The sequence below is a fragment of the Amycolatopsis sp. NPDC003731 genome (genome assembly GCF_053586895.1).
In genome coordinates this window covers 70,284-81,502 of record NZ_JBSFNC010000029.1, presented here as the reverse complement: position 1 = coordinate 81,502, position 11,219 = coordinate 70,284, and the positions used below count along the sequence as shown (strand labels likewise).

Annotated in this window: 9 protein-coding genes; 6 read left to right on the top strand and 3 right to left on the bottom strand. The window is 72.6% G+C overall.

Annotation, left to right across the window (positions count from 1 at the left end):
• Positions 1-1,188 (top strand): DUF222 domain-containing protein (locus ACWDN5_RS15320; protein WP_449676735.1); only part of this gene is annotated, 1,188 nt, incomplete at its 5' end.
• A gap of 325 nt (positions 1,189-1,513) precedes the next feature.
• Here the strand turns inward: ACWDN5_RS15320 and ACWDN5_RS15315 are convergent.
• From ACWDN5_RS15315 to ACWDN5_RS15305, 3 genes are all read right to left on the bottom strand, one after another.
• A complete protein-coding gene (locus ACWDN5_RS15315) occupies positions 1,514-2,512 on the bottom strand; it encodes a hypothetical protein (protein WP_449676734.1) in 999 nt (332 codons plus the stop codon).
• Positions 2,513-2,603: 91 nt separating this feature from the next.
• Positions 2,604-4,223 (bottom strand): thiamine pyrophosphate-binding protein, encoded by a 1,620-nt coding sequence (locus ACWDN5_RS15310; RefSeq protein ID WP_449676733.1) that lies wholly within the window; start codon positions 4,221-4,223, stop codon positions 2,604-2,606.
• Positions 4,220-4,993, bottom strand: coding sequence for a cyclase family protein (locus ACWDN5_RS15305; RefSeq protein WP_449676732.1), 774 nt, complete (start codon positions 4,991-4,993; stop codon positions 4,220-4,222). The genes ACWDN5_RS15310 and ACWDN5_RS15305 overlap by 4 nt, the downstream gene beginning before the upstream one ends.
• A 109-nt stretch (positions 4,994-5,102) precedes the next feature.
• Here ACWDN5_RS15305 and ACWDN5_RS15300 point away from each other — a divergent pair, with 109 nt between their 5' ends.
• The 5 genes from ACWDN5_RS15300 to ACWDN5_RS15280 all read left to right on the top strand — a co-directional run bounded on the left by ACWDN5_RS15300 (position 5,103) and on the right by ACWDN5_RS15280 (position 11,215).
• Complete coding sequence (locus tag ACWDN5_RS15300; RefSeq protein WP_310972014.1) at positions 5,103-5,498, top strand: GntR family transcriptional regulator; 396 nt, start codon at positions 5,103-5,105, stop codon at positions 5,496-5,498.
• A gap of 10 nt (positions 5,499-5,508) precedes the next feature.
• A complete protein-coding gene (locus ACWDN5_RS15295) occupies positions 5,509-6,393 on the top strand; it encodes an ABC transporter ATP-binding protein (protein ID WP_449676731.1) in 885 nt (294 codons plus the stop codon).
• A complete protein-coding gene (locus ACWDN5_RS15290) occupies positions 6,390-7,361 on the top strand; it encodes an ABC transporter permease (protein WP_449676730.1) in 972 nt (323 codons plus the stop codon). Before ACWDN5_RS15295 ends, ACWDN5_RS15290 begins: the two co-directional genes overlap by 4 nt.
• A 204-nt stretch (positions 7,362-7,565) precedes the next feature.
• Positions 7,566-9,026, top strand: coding sequence for a trypsin-like peptidase domain-containing protein (locus ACWDN5_RS15285; protein WP_310972015.1), 1,461 nt, complete (start codon positions 7,566-7,568; stop codon positions 9,024-9,026).
• On the top strand, positions 9,023-11,215 hold the full coding sequence (locus tag ACWDN5_RS15280) for a tetratricopeptide repeat protein (protein WP_449676729.1): 2,193 nt from the start codon (positions 9,023-9,025) through the stop codon (positions 11,213-11,215). The genes ACWDN5_RS15285 and ACWDN5_RS15280 overlap by 4 nt, the downstream gene beginning before the upstream one ends.
• The last annotated feature ends 4 nt before the right edge of the window (positions 11,216-11,219 follow it).

Genomic DNA, 11,219 nt, shown 5'->3' with positions numbered 1-11,219 from the left:
GCCGACCGTCTCGGTGAGTTGCTCGCGTGTATGCGGTCTGCGGAGGCGGAGCTGGGGGCGCTGGTGGTGGAGATCGAGCAGCGTGGGGTGATGGAGGTGTTCGGCTACCGGTCTGTCGCTCGGTTGCTGGAGCACTTGGGTGACCTTCCGAGGTCGGCGGCGGAACGTCTGGTGAGGCGTGCCCGCTTGGTCAATCCGGGTCGCGCTCTCGATGGCACCCCGATCCCGGCTCTGGCGCCGGGCACGGGTGTTGCTGCCTTGTCTGGGTCGCTGAGTGCTCCGATGATCGACACGATTACCGGGGTGCTGGCGGAGGTGCCGCCTGAGCATCGTGACCGCGTCGAGGCTGATCTGTTGGCGTTCGCGGCTGAGGCCGGGCATAAGCAGGTCGCGGTTCTCGGTGCCCGGATCCTTGCTCACCTCAACCCTGATGGTGCCGAGCCGGACGACACTGAGCCGGTCGTCCCGGTTCGGGAGTTGTTCCTGCGTCGCCGAAGATCCGGGGTCTGGGTGTTGAACGGCAAGTTCGACGATGAGACCGGCACCCGCGCCAGCGCTCTGCTCGATGCCTTGGCGGAGCGCCGCACCGGCGACGACGGCCCCGACCATCGCCCCCACCCCCAGCGCTATGGCGATGCCTTCTCCGACGCCATCGACCTGGCCTTCAACTCTCCGGACTTGCCGATGCAGGCCGGGGAACGATCCCACGTCATGGTCGCGGTCTCCCTCACCGACCTGCAGTCCGGCACCGGCACCGCGACCCTCGGCGACACCGGCACCATGACCGCCGCCGAAGCCCGCGTCCACGCCTGCGACGCCATGATCATCCCCGCCGTCCTGGGCGCCAAAAGCGAACCCCTCAACCTGGGTCGCCTTCGCCGTTTGATTTCCGCTGGGCTTCGCCGGGCGTTGTTCTTACGCGACCGCGGCTGCGCCTTCCCCGGCTGTCACCGCCCACCGCGGCACTGCCAGGGCCACCACATCCGGCACTGGGCCGACGGCGGCCCGACCAACCTCAACAACCTGGTGTTGATGTGCGCTCACCACCACCGGCTGCTGCACCGCTCAGGCTGGGAGGTCCGCATCGCCCCCGACGGCCTCCCCGAATTCCTCCCACCGATCTTCCTCGACCGGCGCCGAAAACCCCGGCGCAACAACCTCCACGAACCGCTGCCATTCGCAGCCTGAAAACGGGAAAGGCCCGCAGCCGCACGGCTACGGGCCTACACCCGCGTCCCTCGCCCGCAAGCTCGCCGCGAAAGGTCGTGCCATCGCTGCGCAGCCTGGCCACCGCGGCGCAACTTCGTCCCCAACACTGCGCAAACTCGCCTCCCGTGACGCGACCTTTCTCCGCCCCGCGCAACGTCGTCTGCCGCCGCGCGACCTTCCTTCATCGCGCAGCCTCGCCCCGCAGCCGGGTAACGTCGCCCCACCGCGGCGCAGTCTCGCCCCCAGAGCCACGCAGTCTCGCCACCGTCGTGCAGCCTTGTCGCCTCCGGGGTCCCCCGGCCCCTCAACCTCGCAGCAAGACTCCCGATGTCCGCTCCCGCTCAAAGAACGTCTCCGGCCACTCGATCGAATCCGGCGGCGCATCGATCGCCGCCGCTCGGCGGCGGAGTTCCGATACGTACTCCGTGTCCAACACCGCCCGGGCCGACAACGGCTCGCGCAGCAACAGATCCGCCGGGCCCTCGTACAAATACGCGTCCACTCCCGGATACCCTCGCGTTCCCGGCGGATACTCCCGATTGACGGGGAAGTACGTCGTCTCCAGGGAATCCAGCCACGAACCCTTCAACGGCACCAAAGCCGGCCACGTCCCCAGCTGCCGCTCCAATCGCGCGTTGTCCGTCGTGAACCCCCGGTGGTCCGCGATCACGTACGCCGCCCCCGGATAGGAACGTTCCAGCTGGCCTACCGCTGCGCTGCCTCCGTTGTGGGTCAGGTGCCCCAAGCCGAACAGCATCAATGCCTTTCGGTTCTTCTCCAGCACCTGGGTCTTCACCACCGACACGATCGAAGCGTCGCGGTCCAGGAACGGGTCCAGGTCCGCCGGTGACCGGACCTGGCTCCAGTCGACCGGGGGATCGGTGGCCAGCACCCGGACCTTGCGTGCCGCCGGCAACGTCGTGTTGACCTGGCGGACCAACGCGAACAGCTGCTCGTAGAACGTCGAAAATCCGCAGCTCGGCTGCGTCGTGTCGCGCCACACGTGGCTGATCTGCGGGACCTCGGCCCCGAAGATGTACGCGTCCAACATTGGCTGCAAACGCGCGTTGCCGCACTCCACCGCTATGTCGTTCACCCGGCCCGGAAACCTGGGGTCGCGGATCAGGTCGAACACGAACGTCCCCACGTCGGGGCTGGACTTTGCCACGATCGGGTGGCTGTCGAACGCTGCCAGCACCCCCGCCACCGGGTCAGGGCGCTGCTGGCCCGCGTCCGCCGGGGCGGCCAGCAGAACGCCGGCCAGCAGAACGCCCGCCATCAGTACGGCCATGAACAGTCGCATGCGAGTTCCTCGGGTAGTTCCCCCACTGTCTTACGACTGTAAGACAACTCGGTCAGCATCCCGGCGTCCGAGGTCCCTTGTCAAGGGTGGGTCAGTGGCGGAACGCCTCCGCCAGCCACCAGGATCCGCCGTCGTCGGCGATCTTGGCGTCGATCACCAGGGGACCCGATTGCGGCCCCGCGAGCCAGTCGCGCACCGGGGACAGGTCCGCCGCCGCCCGGACCGTGATGCCCGTGCAGCCGAAGCCGCGGGCGATGGCCGCCAGGTCGGAATCCGGGAAGCGGACCGTCGCCATGTCCGCGTCGCCGAAGTGGTGGATCTCCGCTCGGTACGCCGCGTCGTTGTACACGATCACCACCAGGGGCAGGCCCAGGCGGACCGCTGTGTCCAATTCGGACAGTGCCATGTGGAACCCGCCGTCGCCGGTGCCCAGGACCGGCAGGCGGTCCGGGCGGGCCAGTGCCGCTCCGATGGCCGTTCCCAGGCCCAAGCCGATGCTCTGGAACGCCTGCGTGAAGCAGAACCCCTGCTCGTCCGGCACCGACAGGTACGCGCTCGGGTAGCCCATGAAATTGCCCGAGTCGATCGAGACGATCCGCTCGGCGGGCAACAGCTCGTCCAGGAGCCTGCTCAACGTCCTGGGGTCGATGCGGCCGTCACCGGAGAGGTCCTCGTGCGCGACGTCGTTCCAGCGTCCCCCCGCGATCCGGGCCGCCACCTCGTCCGTGCGGTAGCCCGGGCTCGAACAGGCCAGGGCGAGGACGTCCGACGCCGTGCACCCGACGTCGCCGACGACGCCCAGGTCGATCGGGCGGTGCGCGCCGAGCGCCGCCTGCTCGAGGTCGACCTGGGCCAGCTTCGCGTGCGGGCTCAGCAGCTTGCCGTGGCGGGTGGTCCACATGTTCAGCGCGCAGCCCCAGCCGACGACCAGGTCGGCGCCCACGATCAGCTCGGCCGCCGCCGGGGAGGCGAAACCACCCGAGATGCCCAAGGCGAACGGGTCGCCGTGGAACAGGCCGTGCGCCACGGCGGACGTCGCCAGCAGGGCGCCGCACCGCGCGGCCAGCTCCCGCAGCACGTCCCCGCTCGAACGGGCGCCGCGGCCGGCGATGAACACCGGGCGCTCGGCCGCCGCCAGGAGGTTCGCCAGCGCCGCCACCGCAGCGGCGTCCGGCCGTACCGGGGCGGGGCCGGCCGGCACCGGCGGCGGGGGCGAGTCCGGTGCCGGCTGGGCCTGGACGTCGAGGGGCAGGTTCAGCACCACCGTCCGGCGCTGCTGCCGGGCCGTGCGGAACGCCCGCACCGTGTCGGCCACCGCGCTCTCGGGTGAGTGCACGCGCTCCGGCACCGCGCCGACCGCCGCGGCCAGGCCGTCCTGGTCGATGCGGAAGTTCGACAGCACCGACGCGCCCGCGGAGTCCGCCGTGAGCACCAGCATCGGCGTCCGGCTCTTGGCCGCCTCCGTGATGCCGGTGACCGCGTTGGTCAGGCCGCAGCCCTGGTGCAGCGACAGCACCGACACCTCGCCGCTCATCCGGGCGTACGCGTCGGCCATGCTCGCCGCGCCGCCCTCGTGGCGGGCGGCGACGAACCGGACGCCGCCCGCCCGCAGCGCGTTCGTCACCTCGAAGTTGCCGCTGCCCACCACCCCGAACGCCGTGCCGACGCCGAGGCCGGCCAGGGTCCGGCCGACCAGTTCGGCGACGTTCACCGCTCCACCAGGGCCAGCACGCGGGCCGGGCTGCCCGAGCCGCCGACGATCGGCAGCGGGGAGACCAGCAGCAGCACGCCGGTCGGCGGCAGTGCCGCGAGGTTCTGCAGCTGGGTCAGGCCGTGCTTGCCCGCGCCCAGCAGCAGTTCGTGACAGGGGAACATCGGCTCGAGGCCGGGCGCCTGACCCGCGTCGGTGCCGACCGTCTCCACGCCGAGGCCGGTGATCGGCGTTTCCTCGGCGAGCCACCGCGCGCACTCGGGCGAGACCCCGGGGGTGTGCGAGCCGGTCTCGTCGGCGTTGAGGAACTCCTCCTGGTCGCCGCTGCGGGTGTCCCAGCCGGTGCGGTAGAGCAGCCAGCCACCGTCCGGCAGGGGCCCGTGCTCCGCCGTCCACGCGCGGACGTCGTCGATCGACAGCAGGAAGTCCGGGTTCTCGGCCGCCCGGGCCGAGAAGTCGAGCACGACCGCGGGCGCCACCAGCGTCTTCAGCGGCACCCGCGAGACGTCGTGACCGTCCTTTCCGGACACCCAGTGCACCGGGACGTCCAGGTGGGTGCCGGTGTGCTCGCCGGTGTGGATGTCGTTCCAGTACCACCGCGGCCCGCGCTCGTCGTAGCGGCTGATCTCTTCCAGGCGGAACGGGATCGTGTTGGCGAACGGCTCGGGCAACCGCAGGATCGGCGTGCTCGAGCTCAGGGGAGCGGTCAGGTCGACGATCTCGACCGCTCCGCCCGCGATCGCCTTGCCGAGCTCGTCCAACAACGACATGCCTGCCTCCCGGTGCCGGTGTGCGCGTCCGATCGAGACCTTATGCCTTGACAGCCGGGCGCCGGGAGGTGTTGTCTTAATGTCGTAAGACAATAGAAGGGTGGGCAGGGTGATCGAGTTCGTGCTCGACGGCCGTTCCCGGGTCGCCACGTACATGCAGCTCGTCGTCCAGGCGAAGCAGGCGCTGCGCGTCGGCCTGCTGCGGCCCGGCGACCAGCTGCCGAAGGTGCGGGACGTGGCCGAGGCGCTGGCGATCAACCCGAACACCGTGCTCAAGGCCTATCGCGAGCTGGTGCTGGAAGGGCTGGCCGAAGGCCGCCCGGGGGTCGGCACGTTCGTCACCGGCAGCCTGGCCGGGCCGTCGCTGGGCAGCCAGGGACAGCTGCGCGACGAGCTGGTGGCCTGGCTGGAACGCGCCGAAGCCGCCGGGATGTCGCCGGACGACATCGCCGCCCTCATCGAGACCACGATCCGCGGCACCCGGGTGCCGCACGACCTGTCGTAGGGAGTCCGGAATGGAACTGGCGGTGGAAGCCGTGGCGCTGGGCAAGCGCTACGGCCGCACCTGGGCGTTGCGCGATTGCGCGCTGGAGGTGCCTGCCGGGCGGATCGCCGCGCTGGTCGGCCCGAACGGCGCGGGCAAGACGACGCTGCTGCACCTGGTCGTCGGCCTGCTGAAACCCGACGAGGGCGAGGTGCGCGTCTTCGGGCGGGCACCGCACGCCGCTCTGACGGACATCGGGTTCGTCGCGCAGGACACCCCGCTCTACCGCGACTTCACCGCGGCGGACCTGGTCACCATGGGCGGCAAGCTCAACCGCCGCCGCTGGGACGCCGCGCTGGCCCGCGACCGGCTGGCCATGCTCGGCATCCCGCCGCACCAGGCGGTGGGGAAGCTCTCCGGTGGCCAGCGCGCCCAGGTCGCCCTGGCCCTGGCGCTGGCCAAACGCCCCCGGCTGCTGCTGCTCGACGAGCCCATCGCCAGCCTCGACCCCCTGGCCCGCCGCGAATTCATGCAGACGCTGATGGGTGCGGTGGCCGAGAGCGAGACCACCGTGCTGCTGTCCTCGCACCTGCTCGCCGACCTCGAACGCAGCTGCGACCACCTGATCGTCCTGCAGCGGTCCCGCGTCCGGCTGGCGGGTCCGGTCGACGAGCTGCTCGCCGGCCACTGCACGCTCACCGGCCCGCGGGCCGGGAGCGAATCCATCGCCGGGGTCGCGGAGGTGGTCCGGGCGAGCCACACCGAACGCCAGTCGACCATGCTGGTCCGCCGGGGCGACGGCCCGATCGATCCACTGTGGACGGAGCACGAAGTGACCCTGGAAGACGTGGTGCTCGCGCACCTCGCCGAGGCGGAGACCCGCGTTCCGGCGTCCGCGTGGGAGGTGCCGGCGTGATCTGGCTGGCTTGGCGGCAACACCGCAAGCAGGCGCTGTTCACCCTCGCCGCGCTGGCCGCGCTCGGCGCGCTGATGGTGCCCACGGGCCTGGCGATGCACGCGAAGTACGACAGCCTCGGCCTGGGTGCCTGCCGGGCCGCGCTCGGCAACGCGTCGCTGATCACGCAGACCGAAGCCGTTTCGCGGTGCGAAAGCCTCGGCCACCAGTTCCAGCAGGAGTTCGGCGGCATGGTGTTCATCGCCGTCCTGTTCGTGGTGCTGCCGGTGCTCGTCGGTGTGTTCTTCGGCGCGCCGCTGGTGGCCCGCGAGGTCGAGCAGGGCACCCACCGTCTGGTGTGGACGCAGGGGGTGACCCGCCTGCAGTGGGCGCTGGCCAAGTTCGGCCTGGTCGGGGCGATGACCACCGTGCTGTCCGTCGGGTACGCGCTGGGCGTGTCGTGGTGGTTCCGGCCGCTGGTGAGCGCGAGCACCGGCCGGCTGAACTACCTTTCGTTCGACGTGCAGGGGATCGTCCCGATCGCGTACACGCTGTTCGCGCTGGCGCTGGGCGTCTTCGCCGGGACGCGGTGGCGGAAGGTCCTGCCCGCCATGGGGATCGCCCTGGTCGGGTTCGCGGCGGTCCGCGTCGCGATCGAGGTCCTCGCGCGGCCGCGGTACCTGCCCGCGCAGAGCCTCACCTTCTCGCCGACCGGCGGGCAGACGCCGAACCCGGCGTCCGGCAACTGGGTGATGGACGCCGGGGTCCGCAACGCGGCCGGGGACCTCGTCCTGCCGAACGCGCAGCTCGGCCCGTGCCCGCCCGGCGGCTGCGGTGACGACTCGGCGGGCCCCGCGGCGGCCAACTGGCTGCAGTACCAGCCGGGGGACCGGTTCTGGCTCTTCCAGGGCATCGAGACCGGGATCTTCGTGCTCCTGGCGGCCGCGCTGGTGTTCTTCGCCCTCCGCCGGCTGCGCACGATCGCCTGAGATCACGCACCGGCCGCCGGCCCGGGTTCGTGAGTTTTCCACGGCCGCCCGGGGTTCAGCGGCCGATCGGGTGATCTGCGGGGGTAAGCGGGCGAACCCGCCCCGGACTGTCGGTGCGGGGTCGTAAGGTCGCACCCGGTGAGGGAGCACAACGGTTCTGCCGAGGGGCGCGCGGGGGATCCGGAACCGTGGCGAGTGTGCTTGGTGAACTCGTCGGGCCGGGCACTGGGCGCCGGCATGCTGCTGGGCGAATCCACGGTGCTCACCTGCGCGCACGTCGTGCAGGCCGCGGGGGAGGAAGCGCTTTCGGGGGCGCACGTGCTGGTGCGGTTCGTCGGGCTGGACGGCATGCCGGAGACGCTCGCCGAGGTGCGGCCCGGCTGCTGGGTGCCGCCGTCGGAGGACGGCCGCGGCGACATCGCGCTGCTGGACCTCGCCGAAGCGTTCCCGCACGTGCCGGGCGCCCCTTTGGTCCGGCTCGGCGCGGTCCGTGACCGGGTGGTCCACACCTACGGCTTTCCGGCGCCGCACCGCTACGGCGTCTGGGTGAACAACGCCCAGCTGGCCGGCCCGGCCGGCGCCGCCGGGGAGTGGATCCAGCTCAACTCGCCGCTGCCCGGCGAGCGCGTGCGGCGCGGGTTCAGCGGCGCCGGCGTGATCGACAAGGCCACCGGTGCGGTGCTCGGCATGGTGGTCACCGAATACACCGACGAACGCGCGGGGCTCGCCTACCTGATCCCGGTCGAGGTGATCGTCCGGCACGTGCCCGACGTCGCCCGGTGGGTGGGCGAGCCGCCGAGGCCGTCGGCCGGTCCGCTGATCGTCGTCATCGGGGATCGCGACTCCGCCGTCCGGGACGGTTTCCTGGCGCAGGTGCGGCGCGAGCGCCGGGGCTCCCGGATCTCCGGCGAGCGGCTCGCCGCGATCGTGGACGCGACCGGCAAGACCACCGGTGAGGTGGCCGAGCACGTCAGCGCCGGGATCAGCACCGGCGAGGTGCTCACCGTGCTGGAGACCAACCCCGAGGACGTCGCGGTGGCGGTGACCGGCGTCGAAGACGCGCGGGCGCCGGAGGAGGTGCTCACCGACGTGGTGCGGCCGCTGGTCGACAAGGGCGCCACCGTGCTGGTCCAGTTCAGCGGCCCCGACTCACCCGGCGTGCGCCTGGCCCGGCGCTGGGAGAACGAGCGCAACGCGCGGCGCCTGGATCGGCTGGCGCTCCTGGTCGAGATGGTGGAGCACGAGGAGGACCGCACGCGGGAGCGAGCCGCCCGGATCGGTGCGCGCACGGCGGTGCCCGGCAGCTCCGCGGATCTGCGGCTGCGGCTGGCGGCGCTGCGCTCGGCGGGCGAGCGGATCGAGCCGGGCCGGGTGCGGCGGGCGCTGGCGGCGACCGAACGCGACGCGGAAGCGGCCCGGTGGGCGCTGGTCCGGTTGTACGCCGAGCTCGACGCGCTGGCCGCCCGGCACGACGAACTGCACGGACGGCTGCGCGGCTACAACGCCAAGGCGACCGACGCGGGCCTGATGGAGGACGAGGAACTGGCCGAGCTGTACCGGCCGGCCATGGCGGCGCTGACCCTGCGGCCCGGCGAGCCGGAAGCCGCCGCCGGGCTGGTCGAACGGTACGTACGGGCGGTCCGCCGCCGGCTGGAGGGCGCGTGACGACCGAAACCGCGTGGTGCCACGGCCGTCCGGTCGGCCCGATCGGGTTCTGCGAGGTGTGCGGCCGCCGCCGGGTGCCGGCCGAGCCGCCGCCGACGTCGGTGCCGGCCCCGGAAAGCACCCGCCGCAGTGTCGAGCTGTGGAGTGGCGAGGCGGACTTCCAGTCGCTGCCCGCGATCGAGGTGCCGGACCCGGAGAAGCTCGTCCTCGCCGACCCGGAATACCCCGAGCAGCACCGGTTCTGCGGGCACTGCGGGGAAGCCGTCGGCCGGGCGTACGCCGGCGAACCCGCGTTCGCCGAGGGGTACTGCGAAAACTGCGGCGAGCGCTTTTCCTTCCTGCCCAAGCTGAACCGCGGCGAGCGGGTCGGCGACCGCTACGACGTCCTCGGCTGCTTCGCCCGGGGCGGGCTCGGCTGGGTGTACCTGGCCGCCGACTCCGCGCTGGCCGGCCAGCACGTCGCGCTCAAGGGCGTGATCAACAGCGGCAACGCCGTGCTGAAGGCGATGGCGCGGGTCGAACGCGACGTGCTGGTCCGGCTCGACCACCCGAACATCGTGCGGATCAGCGACTTCGTCGAGCACACCCCGCCCGGTGGCGGCGAACCGGACACCTACCTGGTGATGGAGTACGTCGGCGGGCGGTCGCTGCGGGACCTGCTCAAGCAGGGGCCGCCGCCGCGGGTGGAGCACGTGATCGTCTACGGCCGGGCGATCCTCGGCGCGCTGGACTACCTCCACGGCGAAGGCCTGCTCTACTGCGACATGAAGCCGGAGAACGTGATCCACGGCGACAAGCGGGTCAAGGTCATCGACCTCGGCGCGGCCCGCGCGCTCGACGACCCGGCCGGGCCGAGCGTCGGCACCGAAGGGTTCCAGGCGCCGGCGCACGAACTCGCGCGGCACGGCCTGACCATCCGCTCGGACCTGCACACCGTGGGCCGGACGCTGCAGGTGCTGCTCGAAGCCGCGAGCGAAGACGTCGACCCGGACCGGGTCGCCGGCGGCCTGGACTCGCTGCACCGGGTGCTCGAACGGGCCGTCGCGCCGTTCGAGCGGCGGTTCACCACGGCGGCGGAAATGGCCGAACAGCTCGACGGCGTGCGCCGGGAAATCCTTTCGCTGCGCGACGAACGGCCGCGGCCGGTCCCGTCGGCGCTGTTCGAGGACACCGCGGAACTGCTCGACGACGGCCTCGGTGCGGTGCCCGGTCTCGACCACTGGGCCGGCGGCGAAGGCGGTGACGGCCCGCTGGACCTCGGCCTGCCGAGCGCCGCGGACGGGGCCGGCCGGCTGCCGATCCCGCGGGTCGCCCCCGAAGACGCCGCGGCCGAGTTCATCGCCATCGCGGGCGCGCCGGGGCCGCACCGCTGGCTGGGCAAGCTCGCGATGTTCGGTGAGCCCTCGGCCGAAATCGCGTTCGCCCGGACGCGCGCGCAGGTCGCGCTGGGGGATTCCGACGCCGCGGCCGCGGCGCTGTCCCAAGCCGAACAGCTGCTCGGCGCCGAGGCCGCCCGCGACTGGCGGGCGGCCTGGCACCACGGCCTGCTCGCGCTGGCCCGCGACGACGCCGAGCAGGCGGCGGCCGCGTTCGACCGGGTGCACCGCAGCTGGCCCGGCGAGATCGCCCCGAAGCTGGCGCTGGGGTTCTGCGCCGAGCTGCGCCGCGACACCGAGCAGGCCGAGCGCTGCTACCGCTCGGTGTGGCACCGCGACCACGGCCAGGTCAGCGCCGCCTTCGGCCTGGCCCGCTGCGCCCTGCGCACCCACGGCCGCGACACCGCGGTCGCCCTGCTCGACGCCGTGCCGCCGATCTCGCGCCATTACGACGCCGCGCGGATCGCCGCCGTGCGGATCCGGGCCGGGCGCCTGCCGTCCGGGCCGCCGGGCCGGGAGGATTTCGCCGACGCGGCCCGGCGGCTGCCCGAGCTCTACCTCGACCGGGAGGCCCAGGACCGGCTGGAGGCGCTGGTCCGCGAGGCCGCACTGGCCGGGCTCGGCGACCGCGATGGCGACGGCGGCGAGGGCTGGAACGGCGGCGCGCTCCTCGGCGAGCGCGTCACCGAACGCGGCCTGCGGTCGCTGCTCGAGCAGTCCCTGCGCCGGCTCGCCGAGCGGGCGCGCGACCGGAACGAACACGGCGTCCTGGTCGATCTCGCGAACTCCGTCCGGCCGAAGACGAGAAGGTGACCCG

Coding starts and splice junctions, on each gene's coding strand:
- ACWDN5_RS15295 (WP_449676731.1), top strand. CDS start 5,509: ATGGAACTGGCGGTGGAAGCCGTGGCGCTGGGCAAGCGCTACGGCCGC.
- ACWDN5_RS15315 (WP_449676734.1), bottom strand. CDS start 2,512: ATGCGACTGTTCATGGCCGTACTGATGGCGGGCGTTCTGCTGGCCGGC.
- ACWDN5_RS15305 (WP_449676732.1), bottom strand. CDS start 4,993: ATGTCGTTGTTGGACGAGCTCGGCAAGGCGATCGCGGGCGGAGCGGTC.